Below are 17,238 nucleotides of genomic sequence, written 5' to 3' on the forward strand. Positions count from 1 at the left end.
AGATCAGCTATTTATTGGAGTTGGTAATATCTGAGGTTTTACTTAATAACGTTTTTAGCTCAGCTATTTGCGCTTGTAGTTCAACCACTTGTCCTTGCGTTGCAGGAAGTGAGTTATTATCCGCTTTTAGCTCACGGGCATTTCGATGCTCCTCGCTCATTACTTCTAAAATGGCACCTACCATCATGTTTAAAAACACAAACGCGGTTAAAAAGATAAACGTGAGGTAGTAAATCCAGCTCAGCTCGTACACCGCCATGGTTTCGTACATAATGTCGGTCCAATCTTCAAAGGTGGCTATCCTAAATAGCGTTAACATTGAAATGGATACATCTTGCCAAAGCACCGGGTTAATATCGGCAAACATCATACTGCCCATGGCTGCGTAAATATAAAAAATAACAAACATAAGCAGTGCTATATAGCCCATTTGCGGAATGGCTTTAAGTAACGAATTTACAAGCAAACGCAGCTCTGGGATCATAGATACTAAACGCAGTACCCTAAATATACGCAGCAATCGGGCAAGTAACATAGTTGAGCCTGCAGCTGGGTATAAGCTGCCAAGTACAATAATGGTATCGAATATATTCCAGCCCTTTGAAAAGAAGTCTTTTATTCCTTTACTTGCAATAAAGCGAATAATGAGTTCGATTAAAAAGAAAGCTGTGATCCCTACATCCATCCAATTTAGAATGAATTCTACAGTGGGGTGAAGAGAATATGTATGAGCACCTACGGTGAGGGCAGAAACAACAATGACAGCTATAACAAATGATTGAAATATCTTGCTTTTGTCTATACGCTGAAACAGCTTTTGTAACTGCGACATCATAATTATGGGTCCTATGCAAAGTCAGGTTTTTATGACGCTAATATACAATAATATTGTTGCTTTCGATAACGAAAGTGTAAGGAATTCTAATGTTAATCAGTCAAATAACTAAAAGCGCATTGCTGTTTGTGGGATTTTCGGTACTTGCAGGGTGTAGCTCCGACGCTCGCTTTCACGAAATTCAATCAGCACGTTTAGATGAATGTAATTATAAAGCCGATAAAGAGTATTACGAGTGCCTTGAAAATCAAGATAAAAATTTTGAAGAGTATCAAAAACAGCAAAGTGAACAAACACAATAATTTATGACTAAAACACAAAAATTGCGTGATAAACAAATACGCCAAGCCCTCACCAACGCCTGTGAGAAAATAAAAGCGACTCATTATGGTTTTGCTTATTTAACTCACACCATTGATTTAAAAAATGAAGCAAAGTCACTAAAAATAAGCTGCTATTTTGAAGATGATATAGCCTATAACGACACCGAAGCGCATTTTTGTCAGTTGGTCGATATTATTAACGCTGAGCTTAGCAAAATAAGCTTACCGGTAGCGGCTAAGCAAATAGCGTTTTTAGTTGATTAACATTGGTTTGCCTAGCTATGGACGTTATAATTACCAAAATCATTTTTAGGATATAAAGCATGGCTGTTCCATCGCGTTCGCAAATCACACCAGGCACAACCGTAAATATTGTATTAAAAGAAGATCAACGCAGCGGCACATTGACTCAAGGTGTAGTTGAGCGTTTATTAACTAAATCACCTAATCACCCGCATGGTATTAAAGTACGCCTAGAAGATGGTCAAGTCGGCCGAGTAAAAGAGATTTTATAATGACAGCGTTAACAGAGCAGGAATTTTGGGATTTAGTGACCACGCCTGAGTTAGGGCTCGACCCACAAAGCGTAAGCGACAACTTAAAAGCTAAATTGAGCGAGTTAACCGACGAGCAGCTCATTGCTTTTGATAAATTCTTTGGTATTCACATGCGCAAATGTTTTACCTGGGATTTATTTGGTGCTGCATTTGTTATGGCTGGCTGTAACGACGAATACGGTTTTAGCGAATTTAGGTGCTGGCTCATCTCCCGCGGGGAGACGGTATTTAATAACGCATTAAGCAATGCCGACTCACTTGCACAGTGCTCCCCTGTGTATTATTTAAATGAGCAACCTTATCCTTATATTGATGAATACGACTTAATAGCCGGTTTATTATTTGAAGAGCGCAATGACGACGAATTACCTTTTGTACCCTCAGGCGAGCAACCTGCAGGTAAACGCTTTAAAGACAAACCCAAGTTTTTAAAACAAAGCTATCCGCAATTATTTGCAAAATACTGGCAGTAAAGTCACTCTTAGTGGTTTATTTATTAAGTAAATAAACCACTTTGTTTTATTACTCGTAAAACATAACTACAACACTGCATTACATAATGCTAAGTGCTGCGTCCTTTTTTTAGATTAAATCTCTGTTATAGTTATAAAAATTAGCGCGCACGTTACTTATTACGAGGATACGCCCACTTAATGAAAACCTTACTTTGTTTTTTAATTTCGACAACCTTTATTAGTTCATCTGCATTGGCTGCGCCGAGTAATAAAAGCCGTTTTATACCGTTATTAAAAACAATGCTTGGTGATTACCAGGTGGTAACTGCTAACTCCCCACTGTGTGTGGATAGTCAGTTGAGTTTAATTAACCCAGTTTACCCAGACGCGGGTTTTAAATTAGGCGAGCATATTGCGTTTGAAAGTTTACACAACGGCACCCGTACAACTAAAAAGCCAAATTTTTGTTTTGTAACTAGCTCGTATAAATACAAAAGTGATGGTGTCGATAACAGCTTAAAAATGAGCCGCTGTATTGACCCCAATAATGAAAAAACCATCAGACAAAGCATTAAGTTTACCAGTGTTACAACGCTCAAATATACGCAGAATACCCCCGCAGTAGAGTGCACATTTACAAGGCAGGTTGATTAACTTACTTACAATGAATTTGCGGTATATCGTGCCAGCGCGTTGTGTATTGGGGCGATAAGTAATCTCTGTTCATATGCCAGCCTTGGTTTAGTTTGCTGCTGGCTAGGGTGAGTATACCTTTTCCGTAGCGGTTGTTTATTGTATCAAGACACTGCATTAATTTAGGGTTATCGGCTCTTTGGCTAAATAAATCAGTTTGCTGATACTGCACCGAGGTAAGCTCTAAAGCGCCTACACCACATTTATAAAACCGTACACCTGGCTGGTAAATATGAGTAAATACTTCTGAGACTGCATTTGCCATTACGCAGGTATCGTTAGTGGGGGTGGCAAATTTATATATAAACGACTTTTTACAATAGCGGTCTTCGTGTTTGCCAGTGGCGGCAAATATATAAAGCTGTTTTGCTAATGAGCGCTGCCCTCGTAGTTTACTGGCAACCGTGGTTACGTGGTTTATAAGGGCGGTTTTAAGTGCAGTTGGCTCACTGATCCGCTCACCAAAGCTGCGAGTAGAATATATTTCTCGCTTATCTTGGCGTACATCGTCCCATGTTAAGCACGCTACACCATTTAGCTCACTTACGGTACGCTCTACCACCACACTAAACGCGCGGCGCATGGTTTTAGGGTTTTGTTGTGCCAGATCCCACGCGGTATGTATGTTCATTATATTAAGCTTTTTAGCTAGGCGCTTACCTATGCCCCATACATCGGCGCAGCTCATTCTTTGTAAAATTGCTTGGCGGCTTTGCTCGTTATTTATAACGGCCACCCCATCAAACCCGCTTAGCTTTTTAGCTGCATGGTTAGCGGCTTTTGCCAAAGTAGGGGTTGGGCCAAAACCAACACCCACAGGGAGTTTAGTTTCGCGCCAAACGGTACGCCTTATTGTATGCCCGTACTCGTGCCAGTTTTGTATAAGGGGTGTATAGCCATTAAAGTGCAAAAACGATTCATCAATACTGTATATGTATTGTGTGTCGCAAAAGCGGCCAATTACGTTCATCATTTTGGCGCTTAAATCGGCGTACAACTCATAGTTACTCGAACGTACAACCACCTTGTGTTGTTCAAGCAGGTGCTTAACTTTAAAGTAAGGGCCAAATTTAGGAATGTTTAAGCGCCGAGCTATCGGGCATACCGCACATACGCAGCCATCGTTATTAGTTAAAACCACCACAGGTTTAGAGCGAATAGCGGGGTCGAACACTTTTTCGGCACTGGCATAAAATGCAACGGCATCGACTAAGGCGTACATTTTAATAGCTCAGGGCTTGGGCGGTGCATTCTCATCGATAGTGTAACCACTCCCTCTAACTGAAACTCATCAGCTGAGGTTAGTTGTACCGGCTTATGTAAAGGCGATGCAGAGAGTAACCGTGCATTGGTTTTATCTAATAGCTTACACACAAATAAGCCATTTAAGTTAGCAACAATAACATCGCCGTTATCGGCTTGCTCAGCACGGTCTACAAGCAGTAAGTCGCCTTCAAAAATCCCCACCTCTTGCATGGAATTACCCGAGGCAATACCAATAAAGGTGGCGTCGGGGTGCTTTATTAATAGCTCATCAAGAGAAACACCGAGCTCGGCGTATTGCGCCGCGGGCGATTCAAACCCACACACACCGGCTTCTATATAAACGGGAATAACAAACATAACACAACCTAAAACGCATATACTGTATAAGTGTACAGTATATGCGTTTTGTGTAAGTTATGCCAAGAAATGAAAGACAGATCACGCCATGTTTTTGATCATTTGTTGCGCGGTATCTAAAAAGTCTTTGATTTGCTGCGGGTTTAAGTTTTTACACATTTGATCATTTATTTGCTGCTCAGAGGCTAATAACTTATCAAACAATGTATTGCCTTGTTCGGTGAGCGACAAAATAAAGCAACGTTTGTCGTGCTCACTTGCTTGCTTATTAATAAGGTTTAAGGCAATAAGATCTTTAATTAAGCGGGCAATTTGGGCTTTGTCGCGCTGTGTTTTAGTCACAATGTCATTAGCGGTACAGTTAGATGTACTGGCAATAATGTGTATACAACGCACGTGCATAGCATTAATACCCAGGTCGCCTGCGTTAATAGCCTCGCGTATTGTTACGCGGTAACTTTGCATCAGCTCAAATAGGGTATTTGATAAAAGCGTGTTCATAAGCTCTCTAATGGTTGACAATATCAATTAGTTTGTTATAGTTGATTTTATCAACCAACGGGGCGTTGTGCAATGCTTGCTTTAAAAAGCAGTTAACTATTTTGTTAAACGAGGTGATTTTAAATGGGTAAACAAGTTCGCAAAGCTACGGTACTAAGTACTGAACAAATAACACCGCATTTACAGCGCATTGTTGTAGGCTCAGATGAGTTTTCGGATTTAACGCAAGTGCATATTGGCAGCTATGTAAAAGTGCTTATTCCCCAAAATGGCAAAGTTGATTTTAATTTAAAAACCGCGTGCATGCGCTCTTACACAATAAGAGACGTTGATGATGCAACGGGCGCGTTAACGCTCGACTTTGTAATAAACATGCACCAAGGTCCGGCTACGCAATGGGCTATAACTGCAAAAGTAGGTGACGAGGTTGGCATAGCAGGCCCTGGCCCTAAAAAGCTTGATAATTACCAGCATCCGCATTATGTATTGCTAGGCGATTTAACCTCAGTTAATGCAATAAAAGGGTACATGCAGCAGTTACCCGCCAGCGCAAAAATTGACGCGTTTGTGCATGCCCCTACAGAGCAAGACATTATTGATTTAAACACGCAGCGCGATGTTAATTGGTTAATTACAGATACACCGGATACGGATATGCTCAGCGCGCTTAACAATTTGCCACACACAAACGAGCCACCTATTGTATTTATGGCATTAGAGGCAGGGTTAGTACGTAAAGCAAAAACCTTACTTACCCAGGATTGTAATATACCGCGCAGTAATATAGTTTCCTCTGGTTATTGGAAAAAAGGCGTAGACTCAGAGGGTTATAAAAAAGAGCGCCAGCAAAGCCCTGAGCTTGCATAAATACCTTAGAGCAAAACAGCCTAACGCTATTTTGCTTTTATCCGTTACCTAACTTGAATTGAATAAATAGCAGACCCATTTAAGTGTTTTATGCTGATGATGAAGCCCATTGTTAGCATGCATTTTAAGGAGCTGCTATTTTGTTATCTTCCATTCCCTTTTCGTTATTAGAGCTTGCCCCCATGATCAAAGGGGACAGCATTTCTCATACGCTCAATAAAACCACCAAATACGCCCAGCGTGCCGACCAATTAGGGTTTAATCGCTTTTGGTTGGCCGAGCATCACAATATGCCTGGTATAATTTGTGCTGCCACCTCAATATTAGTAGGTCACATTGCAGGTAAAACTCAGCGTATACGTGTTGGCTCTGGCGGAATAATGCTGCCGAATCATTCGCCCCTAGTTGTGGCTGAGCAATTTGGTACGTTAGAGAGTTTATACCCTGGACGAATAGATTTAGGCCTTGGCCGCGCCCCTGGTAGTGATCCAGTAACCAGCCGTGCGCTAAATAATGATATGAGCCGCGCAGAAAACTTCCCAGGGGAGGTAACAGAGCTGCAAACATTATTAGGCCCATACAATGGCACACATCCTATACGTGCTATTCCGGGGGAGGACACAAACGTACCGCTTTGGTTATTAGGCTCAAGTTTGTTTAGCGCCCAATTGGCCGCGCAAAAAGGGTTGCCTTATGTATTTGCAGGGCACTTTGCACCGCGTTTTGTACACGATGCCATTGCACTATATAAGCGGGAATTTAAAGCCTCAAATGTACTCGATAAACCCTATGTAATGCTTGCTTTACCGCTGGTAGCAGCAGAAACCGATGAAGAAGCGCAGTACCTCTCTACCACCTCAAAGCAACGCGTGCTTGAATTAATACGCGGCAAAGAGCTGTGGCTAAAGCCACCGGTAGAGAGTATGGAAGGTTTATGGAGTGAGCAAGAGCGCGCCCACGTAGAAAACTTTTTAAGCTTAAGCGTTGTTGGCGGGCATGTGAGTATAAAACATAAATTACAAATGATAGCGAAAGAGCTAGAAGTGGATGAGTTTATATTTACCAACGATGTTTACGACAGCGAAAAACGCCACCGAGCCCTAGAAATTTTAATGGAAATAAAGCATTAATTAAAAAAGGAAGTGTTTAGTTAAGCAAGCGTACACACAAGCCTTGCTACTATGTAGACATCATTAAAAGTGAATACAAACTTATTAACTTTAAGTGATGTCTGAACAAACAATTTCGATAATTAAACATATTTAGGTTGCCAAGGATAAGGCCCATTTTGCATTATTTATCGTTCTGTTTTTTCAATCAAACTGATGTAAACAATCAATTTTAAGACATCACTATTATTTTTTACAATGTAGTTATTAACCAAACATCATTAAATTAAAGGAAGGTACACCGTGAACGCTCTAACAACCGCATCGGCTAATTCAGTTACTCATACAGCTCAGCCAAAAGTTGCTCTGATAGCTGAAGGTGGCGGACAACGAGGGATATTCACTGCCGGTGTATTAGATGCATGGTTAGAGCAAAACTATGACCCATTTGATTTATTTATTGGCACCTCTGCCGGCTCGCAAAATTTAACAAGCTATTTAGCACGTCAAAAAGGCTACGCTAAACGCTTAATTAGAGGGCTTTCTCGTAACAAACGCTTTTTTCAACTAGGGCGTGGTTTAATGGGCAAGCACATTGTTGATTTAGACTGGTACTTTGAAAAAACCACCGAAGTAAACAGAGCTCTTGATTTTAAAACAGCAAAAACCAGCTTAGGCGAGCGAGAGCTGCTTATAACGGCAACCAATGCACGCGACAGAAAAGCCTATTACCTTTCACCTACAGGCGAGGGTAAGCAATGGCGCGATTTGTTAAAAGCATCGAGCGCGTTACCTTTTTTGTATAAACAAGGCGTTAAACTTACTCCTTGGTTAGGTACAAAAGCGGCAAACGAAGCGCATTTAGCTGCAGAGCAATCGAGTGAAGATTTTTATTTAGATGGCGGCTTAGCTGCGCCCTTGCCTGTACGCGAAGCTTATAACCGTGGCGCACGAAAAATCGTAGTAATTAGAACCGTTGATGAGCATTTTCAGGCGCAAACAGCATGGGTTCAAAAGCTTAGAACATTTGCATGTGCATCAGGCTACTGCCCAAAAACACTTGATTACTTGATTCAACACGAGCAAGCATACCTAGACGAGCTAACGTTTATTGCCAACCCGCCTAGTGATGTAGAAATTATACAAATTTTTGCAGACGAAAAGCTGCACAGTAAATTATTAGGTAGCTCAAACGACGACTTACGCTTTGATCATAAGCTAGGTGTAAAAGCAGGCCGCGCTTATTTAAAAAGCCAAAACGCACGTATAGTAGATTACGCACACAGCTACGCTATGTAGCTGTGTATTAACACTTAAACTTAAATTACCCCTTAAGTTTAAGCGTTGGTAAAGCGCCGTGGCAAAATTAAAGCTCTGCTTTTTTTAAACTTATCGATGGCTTTTTATTGCTAATCGCCGCACCTATTAAAATAAGCGCTAAAGCAAAAAACACTGACCAACTAAAAGGAGCCTGCGAGGCGAGTATTAAAATAAAAGTAGAAAGCACCGGCGTTAAAAAACTTAACGAGGCTAATAGCGAGCGGTTACCAAATTTTAAACCATAATCCCATAAATAAAATGCACCTCCCACTGGGCCTAATCCTAATAAAATAGCGCCTAACCATTGTGAAACAGACAGACTAGTAACGGTTGTTTCAAAATAAAAATGTGCACATAGGGCAAGCACAGCCACAATAAGTGAAAGCCAGCCTATGTCATCTACATGGCTACTAAATTGCGACATTAAATAAGAATAACTAGACCACAATACTGCGCAGCATCCTGCAAAAAAATACCCTAAGTAATACTCACTATTGATAGATAACCCACTGCCATCGGTAATTAAACTAAGCGTGCCTAAAAACCCCAATAATCCGCCCAATATTGCTTTAAATTTAGACCCAGGGGTAGCCACAAATACACCCAGTAATAATGGCCAAAGGTACACAATTAAACTTACCTCTATTAAAGGGCCGTATTTTAAAGCCATAAAATAACAAAAGTGAAAACCAAATAAGCCGGTAACACCTATTACAATTTGTTTTTTAGAAAGTTTAGGAGGGGTTAATAATGGCTGTTTTGTAGCAAAACGTTTTACTAATAAAATAATAAAAGAAAGTGCAAAGCACATAAAAAGTAACTGAAAAGCCGGGAGCGCTTTGGTTAAATTACCCAGTAATGCTAAAAGCCCCCACGAAAATATTGCCAAAAACCCTATGTGTGTTGCCATAAATTACCCTCCGTAAATACTATGTACTGAGTGTATCAATATAGGTTTATAAAAATGTGCTAAAAAGACGGTGTTATTGTTTGCTCTGACGCTATTTAACCTACGCTCTGCTTGAGCTTGCTTTATTATCTCGTGTTTAGGTCATCTATATTAATGCTTTGCAAACGCTTTAGGTGGCTGTCCAAAATATAAATTAAACCGGCGGCTAAACGCAGAGGCATCGTTATAACCAATGCGCTCGCCTACTAAAGCAATCGGTAAATCTGAATGGGTTAAAATGGCGCGCGCGTGCTGCATTCGCAACATAGTTAAATATTGCAGCGCACTCATAGTGGTACTTTTTTTAAACACAGTTTTAAATTGTGTAACGCTTAAACAGGCTATATCGGCCAGCTCTTTTAACGTGTAGGGGTAGGCTAAATTTTGCTTAACAGTGGTTATTACATTATCTATTCGTTTATCAATATTACTGTGGCTGCTTTGCTCACAAAGTAATAAGTAAAATAAATAAAAAGTTGAATCAGTAAGCTTTTCATCGCTAACAACGAGCAGTTGCTGCTCTATAAACTGTAAGTAACTTAATAAACGGCTATCTATTGAGATTTTAGGGCATAAAAGGTTAATAAGGTTTTCAGGGAGCGCGTCTAAATCTGCCACAATAAAACGCGCGGCTTCATCGGCCGTAAAGGCATGCACTACGTTTTTCTCTATAACGATACAACTGCCCGTACTCACCGTTGTTTTAAAGTCATTATTTAACGTTATAAAAATTTCCCCATGTAGGGGTAAAACAAGTTGATGGTAATTGTGCTGGTGGCGCTTTATATCTTGCGAATAATACCGAATAGAAAGCTTATTCATTACCTACTCCAATACTTAATACAGAACCCGAGTATTGCCCAAAACACTTTAAGTAAAACATAGCGTTAATAAACCTAAGTAGATGACAATAATATACTGGTTTCGCTATTTAAAATGCCTTCTATTTCGCGTACTTGCCTGAGTACGCCATCAAACTCACTTAAATTTGCCGCCTGTATTTCAGCCACTAAATCCCAAGCGCCGTTGGTTGTATGTAACTTTGTTAGCTCTGGTATGCCGCGCATGGTTTTAATTACCTGCGATGTAGATTTACCCACCACTTCCACCATCATTATTGCTCTTACAGCTTCGGTTTCTATGTGTTCGTGTACACGCACCGTAAAGCCTAATATAGCACCCGATGAGACTAAACGGTCTAAGCGATTTTGCACTGTCCCGCGCGACACCTTTAAAACATCGGCTAGGGCTGAAATAGAAGCGCGGCCATCTTTTCGTAATTCGGCTATTAATGCGTTATCTAATGAGTCGTAAATGTAAGGGGTCATAAAACGCCTTGGGTTATGTGTTTATTACAAATTACTAAATCTGTACTTTATTGCATAGCAATTTGCTAAAAAATACTATTATTTGTATAAACTTTTGGCATTTTAAGTAACACCTCTGGCCTATAAACTTATTTCAATTAATTTATTTAGTCATTAAAGAGGTATTTATGAGTCATTTTATCGCACAACCTAAACAAGGTGTTCCATTTGTTAGCGTACAGGCTATGGCCAAACTTATAAATAAAGTCGGAATAGAAAACGTATTGCTTGAGCTTACCCAAAGATTAGAACACGACTTTGCTCGCTGGGATGAGTTTGATAAATCGCCACGTTATGCGGCGCACTCTCCTGATGGCGTAATAGAGCTTATGCCCGTAAGCGACGGTAAAATGTTTAGCTGTAAATATGTAAATGGTCATCCAAAAAACACCTTTAAGGAACTTCAAACCGTGGCCGCATTTGGTATTTTGTCGGATGTTGATAGCGGCTATCCGGTTATGATCAGCGAAATGTGCTTACTAACAGCCTTACGTACAGCGGCTACATCGGCGCTTGTGGCAAAGTATTTAGCGCCTAAGCACTCAACAACGCTTACATTAATTGGTAATGGCGCACAGTCTGAGTTTCAAGCATTAGCTTTTAAAGCCGTATTAGGCATTACTCACATTCGTTTATACGATATTGATAAAAATGCCTCACAAAAAGCCTACAACAACTTAAGTGGTTACGGCTTAAATGTAACTCTATGCAATAGCGCAGAAGAAGCCGTACAAGGCGCGCACATTATTACCACCTGCACAGCCGATAAAAAAAATGCCACTATTTTAACCAGCGATATGATCCCCCAGGGCGTGCATTTAAATGCCATTGGTGGGGATTGCCCTGGTAAAACAGAGCTTGATTCACAATTATTAACGCGCGCAAATGTGTTTGTAGAGTACGAACCGCAAACCAGAATAGAGGGCGAAATACAGCAAATGAGCGAAACCTTTGCCGTAACAGAGTTTCATAAAGTAATTAATAAACAAACACCTGGGCGTACAAGTAACAACGAGCTTACTATTTTTGATGGGGTAGGCTTTGCAAGCGAAGACTTTACCGCGCTGGTGTATATTAAAGACGCGCTGGTGGCTGCGGGTGAGTTTGAACTACTTGATTTAATTACACAACAAGCTGATCCACGTAATTTATTTTCGGTACTTAATAGTACACAGCCATCAAAAACACCTAAGCAAGAGCAAGTCGCATGAGCCACATAAAGCAAGCCCCAACAGCGGTGGTGATGGTGCGCCCGCATCACTTTACATCTAACCCACAAACCATGTTAGACAACATGTTTCAAAGTACCTGTAACTCACAAAATCAGAGCCAGCTTGCCTTTGACGAAGTCACTAATGCGGTTAAATTATTACAAAACGAGGGCGTAACGGTTCATCTTTTTGAAGACGAACATACACACACGCCCGACTCTGTGTTTCCAAATAATTGGTTTTCTACCCATCAAAGTGGCGAGCTAGTTATGTACCCAATGTACGCAGAAAACAGAAGGTTAGAATATCGAAAAGATATTATTGATTTTTTGACTAATCACTATAAAGTGTTGTCTGTGACTGATTATTCATTTTTAGCGAAAGAAAATGCATTCTTAGAAGGCACAGGATCGCTTGTTATCGACCACCCTCATAAGCTTGCTTATGCAGTAGAATCTAAGCGCACTACTAAAACCGTGGTTAATACAGTGTGCGAGCAATTAAAGCTAAAACCTGTTGTATTTAACGCCTACGATGAGCAAGGTACTGCGGTTTATCATACTAATGTATTAATGTGTGTAGCCACAGAGTTTGCCATGATCAGCTTAAATATGGTGCCAAATAGTCAGCACAAACAATTAACTAGCCATTTTATACAAAGCCATTTAGAAGTAATAAACTTATCTAATGAGCAAATAAGTAGCTTTTGCGGCAACGCAATAGAGCTACAAGGTACAAATGGTCGTATTTTAGCACTCTCACAAACGGCGTTTAATGCACTTACAACCGAGCAAAAAGCAGCAATACAAAAAACAGCTAAACTTGTTCCGTTACCTATACCAACCATAGAGTCGGCGGGAGGTTCGGTTAGATGCATGATTGCTGGCATACACCTGCAAAGTAAATAACCTACCACTAAGTCAACATACTAAGGCAGCTTAGCTGCCTTAATCTATGGCTAACATGCATTATTAAATGCCAATTACTCAACTACGCGCTGAGTAAAAACATAATAAATACAAAAGGATTAGCCCATGTTCGATACCGTAGTAAAAAGTGTAAATGGCCTATTATGGGGAGAAGGCCAAATACTAATCTACATACTACTGTTTGCAGGTATTTGGTTTTCGGTACGTTTAAAAGCAATTCAAATAGTAAAATTTAAACACATGTTTAGCCTGTTAAAAGGCAGTAGCAAGTGTAAAAAAGACGACATTTCATCATTTCAAGCATTGTGTACTGGCCTGTGTGCACGTGTAGGTACAGGTAATTTAGCCGGGGTCGCTGTTGCAATTTCGCTAGGCGGAAGCGGCGCCATATTTTGGATGTGGGTTATAGCCATACTAGGCATGGCAACCGGCTTTGCCGAAAGTGTATTAGGGCAAGTGTATAAAGTACGCGATAGTAGTGGCGAATTTAGAGGCGGCCCCGCCTATTATATTCAACAAGGTTTGGGCAGTCGTGCCTTTGCTATTGTGTTTGCCGCGTGTTTATTTTTAGGTTATGGCTTTACCTTTAGTGCCATGCAAACCAATACCATAACCGACGCCCTTAACTATGCTTTTCAAGTACCTACCTTTTATTCTGGATTAGTTATTACCGTATTAGCAGGCTCAATTATATTAGGTGGCTTTAAAGCTATTGCCCGCTTTGCTGAGCGAGTAGTGCCACTAATGGGCATATTATTTGTAGCCGCGGCGGTTATTATTACGATTATGAATTTACCGCAAGTGCCTGCCATGCTTAAAGATGTGTTTTTATCAGCGTTTGGTTTACAAGAAGCCGGCGCAGGAGCAATGGGCGCAGCCATTAAAAACGGTATACAACGCGGATTATATTCTAACGAAGCCGGCGCAGGTAGTGTGCCGCATGCTGCAGCAAGCGCAAGCCCAATGCCTAATCACCCAGTTACACAAGGGTATATACAAATGCTTGGCGTGTTTTTCGATACAATTGTGCTTTGTAGCTGTACCGCGGTAGTTATTTTATTGGCCGATGTAGATATAAGCGGCGAAATGGAAGGCATACGTTTAACCCAAAGCGCCATGACCGCACATTTAGCACAAGGCGGTGTGTACTTTGTTGCTGCAGCCATAACCTTATTTGCTTTTACCTCGGTAGTGGCCAACTATGCTTACGCCGAAAGTAACCTGCATTTATTTAAGCTCGATAACAAAGTAGGGCGCACAATTTATACATTACTTTATTTATCAATGATGCTGTGGGGCGCATCGGCATCTCTAAAAGAAGTCTGGGATTTAGCCGATATAGCATTAGGGTTAATGACAGTGGTTAACGTAATCGCTATTATATTGCTCACGCCAACTATTTTGTCTGTTAATCGCGACTACAACACACAAAGAGAAAAAGGCATAGAGCCCGAATTTAAAGTAAAAGATGTAAAAGTACAGGGTAAATGCGAAAGCGGCATTTGGGATTGATTCCCGTATTTTAAGCAATTTTAACGATAAAAAGCGGTTTTATGGCAACATAAAACCGCTTTTTAATTTTGCATAATTATTCAAATTTAGATTGTGTGAACAGCACTAAAATATAAGAATAACAAGGTAAATTGATTTAATGATCGACATTCACGCAGGTAAAACAGCAGCAAAAATTATTAACGAGCAAGGCTTTAAACCCGAGTTATTTACCTCTTTTTTAGGGGCAAGTGGCGGGCCTAAATGGTTTACTTTATTTGGCTTAGACAAATATATTTTTGGTGAGTTTTTTAAAAACCGAACTCAACCACTTAACTTAATTGGTTCATCTGCTGGCGCATTTCGTTCAGCCTGTTTTGCACAAAACGACCCCGTTGCTGCCATTGAGCGTTTAGCCAAATCGTATTCGCAAACCCGCTATTCTAGTAATAAACCAACACCAGCTGAAATTACACTAAAAGCCCGCGCATTATTAGATGATGTATTTGGGGAGCATGGCGTAACCGAAATTATAAATAACCCTGTATTTAAAGCGCATTTTATAGTGGCTAAATCTAATGGGTTTATTGCCAGTGAAAATAAATTAATCCAGCTTTTAGGTTTATCAAAAAGTTATATGCTTAATCGGGTTAACAGAAAATTATTAGGCTCGCAGTACGAGCGATTTATTTTTGGCGCACCCAACAGCAATTTATCAATAACCGACAGTTATAATTTTAAAACGCAAAACATACCACTTAGCCAAACAAATTTAAAAGATGCTTTACTTGCATCGGGCTCTATACCCCTTGTTATGCAAGGCATAAAAAATATTGCAGGCTCGCCACCCGGTATTTATCGCGATGGTGGAATAATTGACTACCACTTTGATTTAAAAATTAATAACCCAGGCTTAATTTTATATCCGCATTTTAATAGCGAGCCAAAAGCAGGGTGGTTTGATAAAAATTTAAAACGTAAAGTGGCACCACAAAATTACGATAACGTGGTGATGATCACCCCATCAAAAGAATTTATAGCCGGTTTACCTTACGGAAAAATCCCAGACAGAAACGACTTTACAGATCTTGATGCAGACACACGTATTAAATATTGGAATACCGTTTTCAGTGAAACTGAAAAGTTGGCTGAAGCGTTTGATAACAAGCTTAATAAAGGCAATATTAGGTAATAGTTAAACCATAACATTCTCTTTCAGAATTATATATCCTATTAAAACATTGATAAGCGACACATTGATTATAATTTTTCAGTATATTCAAATCATTATGGATTGGACTATATATCACAGTCTTTTTCATACGCTTATGAACATCAATAATGTCTTTCGAGGTTAAAATATCTATGTCTGAAAAAATATAGCGAATAAAGCTATTTGAACTTAAGTTGAAATCAAAATTTATTGATTTTTTATTAGCAATAGGCTCACTAAAGCCTCGATCAGATAAGGCACAAGTCTTTTCTGAATAAGTGTAAACATAAACGAATAAAAAGTTATTTTTACTTTCGAACAAGTCTTTAACAACATCTTCAATTAAAACTCTGCCAGAATTATTAACAGGGTTTAGTAAAAGAAAAATGATTGAAAGCCAATCCTGATATTCTTTATTAGTTATGCTATATAAATTACAGATATATGTTGAATGAGGTTGGTTACCGGTAAGTATTTTTTGAAACTTTGAATTTTCTACTGGGTCTAGAGGTTGAAGGTATTTTAAATCAGAAAAAGTATTAAGAACTTTTTTGATTGAATGTGGGTTTCTTATGAAGTTTAAAAATTTGGTAAAAAATATGTTAGTAATTTCTATAGAGACGTTTCTATTACCCTCAGATATCTTTTTAAGTAATGAATTTGTATTTTGCAGTATCTCTGATTCGTATTTATAAAATAAAGATTCGAAATTGTACCTAAGAGAATTATCCAAAATATCAAAGCTGAAAATATCTATATCTTTTAAGTTGTTGCTTATCTTTATACCTTTTTTATTCCCTAGAGAAAGCTCATAATTATTTCTATCTTTAATACTAAAACTGTAAATTTTCATATTTGAATTATTACAAGCATTAGGGTTAATAGCATTTAACTTTTGCTCAGCTTGAGATAAAAAGTGATGCTTTTTACTTTTATCAATTAGAGTCATATGGCTACAGGAGTTAGAAGGCGATTTAATTAGTATTATATTATAGGAATTGAGAAAGAAGTCTATTTTAAGTAATAACCCATAAATTACGTTATGTTAAATTAACTAGTTTATAAGAAAGCGAGCGTGATTATACAAACCAGCCCGCTTTTAGGAGAGTAATTAGGTGTTAATTTAGCTCAGAATCTACCCAAAATTTAGTGCCTTTTAATACTGCTTGAAGTGCAAGGCCATTTTCGGTTAAAGAATATACGGTAACTTGGTCGGCAATGGCTTCTGCAACCAGTGCTCCACCTTTATCTTCGTATTTTGCTGCTGCATCTGCGTTTCCGCCGAAGGCCCAACCGTGTTCAATAAATCTATTTACTGCCGCTTGGTTATGAAAAACCATAACAACGTTAAAATCTTTAACGCCTAAACCAAGCCCTAAACCGGCTTCACCCATATTCATGTAGGTTGATTTACCCGTTAAGTTATTTTTTACTACACCGTACCCGCCACCAAAACTAGCTAAAACTACATTTACGTTTGCGTTATCAAATACGGCGTAACCGGCAGAATTGGCAATTTGTTTTTTAACATCGGGTTTTTGTGCGTATAATTTGTCGAGGGTATTGTTTTTCATGCTTTGTACTAAAGCGCGCTTTTCGCTAGGCGAAGCACTACCTGTAGTAGCGCAACCTGTTAGTAATACACTTATTGTAAGTAGGCCTAACACTATAAATTTTTTCATAAAACTTTCCTTAATAAGATTCATACCAATACACAACTATGTATAAATAAATACACTTTCACTATGTCCAATACTAGACAGTATCGGACTTTAACGTTAAGCTGTAAGTCTAT

General features: G+C 39.3%; 21 protein-coding genes. 12 read left to right on the top strand and 9 right to left on the bottom strand.

Features of this window, described 5'->3' with window-relative positions; all coding sequences use genetic code 11:
* Positions 1-7 precede the first annotated feature (7 nt).
* A complete protein-coding gene (locus AN390_RS09825) occupies positions 8-835 on the bottom strand; it encodes an ion transporter (protein WP_004586335.1) in 828 nt (275 codons plus the stop codon).
* Between the two features lie 89 nt (positions 836-924).
* Between AN390_RS09825 and AN390_RS09830 the strand changes: the two genes are divergently transcribed.
* From AN390_RS09830 to AN390_RS09850, 5 genes are all read left to right on the top strand, one after another.
* Positions 925-1,137 (top strand): hypothetical protein, encoded by a 213-nt coding sequence (locus AN390_RS09830; protein WP_055254185.1) that lies wholly within the window; start codon positions 925-927, stop codon positions 1,135-1,137.
* Positions 1,138-1,140: 3 nt separating this feature from the next.
* Positions 1,141-1,422: a hypothetical protein gene (locus AN390_RS09835; protein ID WP_055254187.1), complete on the top strand. Its 282-nt coding sequence runs from the start codon at positions 1,141-1,143 to the stop codon at positions 1,420-1,422.
* A gap of 59 nt (positions 1,423-1,481) precedes the next feature.
* A complete protein-coding gene (locus AN390_RS09840; RefSeq protein ID WP_004586332.1) occupies positions 1,482-1,673 on the top strand; it encodes a YwbE family protein in 192 nt (63 codons plus the stop codon).
* Positions 1,673-2,188, top strand: a complete 516-nt coding sequence (locus AN390_RS09845; protein ID WP_004586331.1) for a DUF4240 domain-containing protein — start codon at positions 1,673-1,675, stop codon at positions 2,186-2,188. Before AN390_RS09840 ends, AN390_RS09845 begins: the two co-directional genes overlap by 1 nt.
* Positions 2,189-2,368: 180 nt before the next feature.
* Complete coding sequence (locus AN390_RS09850) at positions 2,369-2,824, top strand: hypothetical protein (RefSeq protein ID WP_055254190.1); 456 nt, start codon at positions 2,369-2,371, stop codon at positions 2,822-2,824.
* 1 nt (position 2,825) lies between these two features.
* Here the strand turns inward: AN390_RS09850 and AN390_RS09855 are convergent, their stop codons facing one another.
* The 3 genes from AN390_RS09855 to AN390_RS09865 all read right to left on the bottom strand — a co-directional run bounded on the left by AN390_RS09855 (position 2,826) and on the right by AN390_RS09865 (position 4,987).
* On the bottom strand, positions 2,826-4,085 hold the full coding sequence (locus AN390_RS09855) for a Y-family DNA polymerase (protein ID WP_055254192.1): 1,260 nt from the start codon (positions 4,083-4,085) through the stop codon (positions 2,826-2,828).
* Entirely contained in the window at positions 4,073-4,486 is a 414-nt protein-coding gene (locus tag AN390_RS09860; RefSeq protein WP_055254194.1) for a S24 family peptidase, read from the bottom strand. Before AN390_RS09860 ends, AN390_RS09855 begins: the two co-directional genes overlap by 13 nt.
* Before the next feature lie 81 nt (positions 4,487-4,567).
* Positions 4,568-4,987: a MarR family winged helix-turn-helix transcriptional regulator gene (locus tag AN390_RS09865; RefSeq protein WP_055254196.1), complete on the bottom strand. Its 420-nt coding sequence runs from the start codon at positions 4,985-4,987 to the stop codon at positions 4,568-4,570.
* A 123-nt stretch (positions 4,988-5,110) separates the two neighbouring features.
* Here AN390_RS09865 and AN390_RS09870 point away from each other — a divergent pair, with 123 nt between their 5' ends.
* The 3 genes from AN390_RS09870 to AN390_RS09880 all read left to right on the top strand — a co-directional run bounded on the left by AN390_RS09870 (position 5,111) and on the right by AN390_RS09880 (position 8,262).
* Positions 5,111-5,854 carry a siderophore-interacting protein gene (locus AN390_RS09870; protein WP_055254198.1) on the top strand — a complete coding sequence of 248 codons (744 nt, stop codon included), beginning with the start codon at positions 5,111-5,113 and terminating at the stop codon, positions 5,852-5,854.
* Between the two features lie 140 nt (positions 5,855-5,994).
* Complete coding sequence (locus AN390_RS09875; protein ID WP_095206751.1) at positions 5,995-6,984, top strand: LLM class flavin-dependent oxidoreductase; 990 nt, start codon at positions 5,995-5,997, stop codon at positions 6,982-6,984.
* Positions 6,985-7,266: 282 nt separating this feature from the next.
* The gene (locus tag AN390_RS09880; RefSeq protein ID WP_029772994.1) at positions 7,267-8,262 is read left to right on the top strand and encodes a patatin family protein; all 996 of its coding nucleotides are present in this window, start codon (positions 7,267-7,269) and stop codon (positions 8,260-8,262) included.
* A gap of 67 nt (positions 8,263-8,329) precedes the next feature.
* On the opposite strand, the gene AN390_RS09885 is transcribed toward AN390_RS09880, so the two are convergent.
* From AN390_RS09885 to AN390_RS09895, 3 genes are all read right to left on the bottom strand, one after another.
* Positions 8,330-9,193 (bottom strand): DMT family transporter, encoded by an 864-nt coding sequence (locus AN390_RS09885; RefSeq protein ID WP_055254203.1) that lies wholly within the window; start codon positions 9,191-9,193, stop codon positions 8,330-8,332.
* Positions 9,194-9,343: 150 nt separating this feature from the next.
* On the bottom strand, positions 9,344-10,054 hold the full coding sequence (locus AN390_RS09890) for an AraC family transcriptional regulator (protein ID WP_055254205.1): 711 nt from the start codon (positions 10,052-10,054) through the stop codon (positions 9,344-9,346).
* 74 nt (positions 10,055-10,128) lie between these two features.
* Entirely contained in the window at positions 10,129-10,560 is a 432-nt protein-coding gene (locus tag AN390_RS09895) for an Lrp/AsnC family transcriptional regulator (protein ID WP_055254207.1), read from the bottom strand.
* A gap of 167 nt (positions 10,561-10,727) precedes the next feature.
* Between AN390_RS09895 and AN390_RS09900 the strand changes: the two genes are divergently transcribed.
* From AN390_RS09900 to AN390_RS09915, 4 genes are all read left to right on the top strand, one after another.
* The gene (locus tag AN390_RS09900; protein ID WP_055254209.1) at positions 10,728-11,810 is read left to right on the top strand and encodes an ornithine cyclodeaminase; all 1,083 of its coding nucleotides are present in this window, start codon (positions 10,728-10,730) and stop codon (positions 11,808-11,810) included.
* Positions 11,807-12,718, top strand: coding sequence for a citrulline utilization hydrolase CtlX (gene ctlX, locus AN390_RS09905; RefSeq protein ID WP_055254211.1), 912 nt, complete (start codon positions 11,807-11,809; stop codon positions 12,716-12,718). Before AN390_RS09900 ends, ctlX begins: the two co-directional genes overlap by 4 nt.
* Positions 12,719-12,844: 126 nt before the next feature.
* Positions 12,845-14,251: a sodium:alanine symporter family protein gene (locus AN390_RS09910; RefSeq protein ID WP_004586317.1), complete on the top strand. Its 1,407-nt coding sequence runs from the start codon at positions 12,845-12,847 to the stop codon at positions 14,249-14,251.
* A 139-nt stretch (positions 14,252-14,390) separates the two neighbouring features.
* Entirely contained in the window at positions 14,391-15,422 is a 1,032-nt protein-coding gene (locus tag AN390_RS09915) for a patatin-like phospholipase family protein (RefSeq protein WP_055254213.1), read from the top strand.
* On the opposite strand, the gene AN390_RS09920 is transcribed toward AN390_RS09915, so the two are convergent.
* The gene (locus tag AN390_RS09920) at positions 15,415-16,392 is read right to left on the bottom strand and encodes a hypothetical protein (RefSeq protein ID WP_055254214.1); all 978 of its coding nucleotides are present in this window, start codon (positions 16,390-16,392) and stop codon (positions 15,415-15,417) included. The two genes, AN390_RS09915 and AN390_RS09920, sit on opposite strands and share 8 nt — an antisense overlap.
* Positions 16,393-16,561: 169 nt before the next feature.
* Positions 16,562-17,125 (bottom strand): YSC84-related protein, encoded by a 564-nt coding sequence (locus tag AN390_RS09925; protein WP_055019010.1) that lies wholly within the window; start codon positions 17,123-17,125, stop codon positions 16,562-16,564.
* Between the last annotated feature and the right edge of the window lie 113 nt (positions 17,126-17,238).

It is taken from the genome of Pseudoalteromonas sp. P1-11, from assembly GCF_001399995.1.
In the GTDB taxonomy this organism is placed as follows: Bacteria; Pseudomonadota; Gammaproteobacteria; order Enterobacterales; family Alteromonadaceae; genus Pseudoalteromonas; species Pseudoalteromonas atlantica.

What these genes read in the sequence shown, in the direction of transcription:
- AN390_RS09830 (WP_055254185.1), top strand. Translation starts at nt 925, where the DNA reads ATGTTAATCAGTCAAATAACTAAAAGCGCATTGCTGTTTGTGGGATTT.
- AN390_RS09895 (WP_055254207.1), bottom strand. Translation starts at nt 10,560, where the DNA reads ATGACCCCTTACATTTACGACTCATTAGATAACGCATTAATAGCCGAA.
- AN390_RS09870 (WP_055254198.1), top strand. Translation starts at nt 5,111, where the DNA reads ATGGGTAAACAAGTTCGCAAAGCTACGGTACTAAGTACTGAACAAATA.
- AN390_RS09900 (WP_055254209.1), top strand. Translation starts at nt 10,728, where the DNA reads ATGAGTCATTTTATCGCACAACCTAAACAAGGTGTTCCATTTGTTAGC.
- ctlX (WP_055254211.1), top strand. Translation starts at nt 11,807, where the DNA reads ATGAGCCACATAAAGCAAGCCCCAACAGCGGTGGTGATGGTGCGCCCG.
- AN390_RS09840 (WP_004586332.1), top strand. Translation starts at nt 1,482, where the DNA reads ATGGCTGTTCCATCGCGTTCGCAAATCACACCAGGCACAACCGTAAAT.
- AN390_RS09915 (WP_055254213.1), top strand. Translation starts at nt 14,391, where the DNA reads ATGATCGACATTCACGCAGGTAAAACAGCAGCAAAAATTATTAACGAG.
- AN390_RS09890 (WP_055254205.1), bottom strand. Translation starts at nt 10,054, where the DNA reads ATGAATAAGCTTTCTATTCGGTATTATTCGCAAGATATAAAGCGCCAC.
- AN390_RS09850 (WP_055254190.1), top strand. Translation starts at nt 2,369, where the DNA reads ATGAAAACCTTACTTTGTTTTTTAATTTCGACAACCTTTATTAGTTCA.
- AN390_RS09825 (WP_004586335.1), bottom strand. Translation starts at nt 835, where the DNA reads ATGATGTCGCAGTTACAAAAGCTGTTTCAGCGTATAGACAAAAGCAAG.
- AN390_RS09910 (WP_004586317.1), top strand. Translation starts at nt 12,845, where the DNA reads ATGTTCGATACCGTAGTAAAAAGTGTAAATGGCCTATTATGGGGAGAA.
- AN390_RS09855 (WP_055254192.1), bottom strand. Translation starts at nt 4,085, where the DNA reads ATGTACGCCTTAGTCGATGCCGTTGCATTTTATGCCAGTGCCGAAAAA.
- AN390_RS09920 (WP_055254214.1), bottom strand. Translation starts at nt 16,392, where the DNA reads ATGACTCTAATTGATAAAAGTAAAAAGCATCACTTTTTATCTCAAGCT.
- AN390_RS09860 (WP_055254194.1), bottom strand. Translation starts at nt 4,486, where the DNA reads ATGTTTGTTATTCCCGTTTATATAGAAGCCGGTGTGTGTGGGTTTGAA.
- AN390_RS09865 (WP_055254196.1), bottom strand. Translation starts at nt 4,987, where the DNA reads ATGAACACGCTTTTATCAAATACCCTATTTGAGCTGATGCAAAGTTAC.
- AN390_RS09835 (WP_055254187.1), top strand. Translation starts at nt 1,141, where the DNA reads ATGACTAAAACACAAAAATTGCGTGATAAACAAATACGCCAAGCCCTC.
- AN390_RS09845 (WP_004586331.1), top strand. Translation starts at nt 1,673, where the DNA reads ATGACAGCGTTAACAGAGCAGGAATTTTGGGATTTAGTGACCACGCCT.
- AN390_RS09885 (WP_055254203.1), bottom strand. Translation starts at nt 9,193, where the DNA reads ATGGCAACACACATAGGGTTTTTGGCAATATTTTCGTGGGGGCTTTTA.
- AN390_RS09925 (WP_055019010.1), bottom strand. Translation starts at nt 17,125, where the DNA reads ATGAAAAAATTTATAGTGTTAGGCCTACTTACAATAAGTGTATTACTA.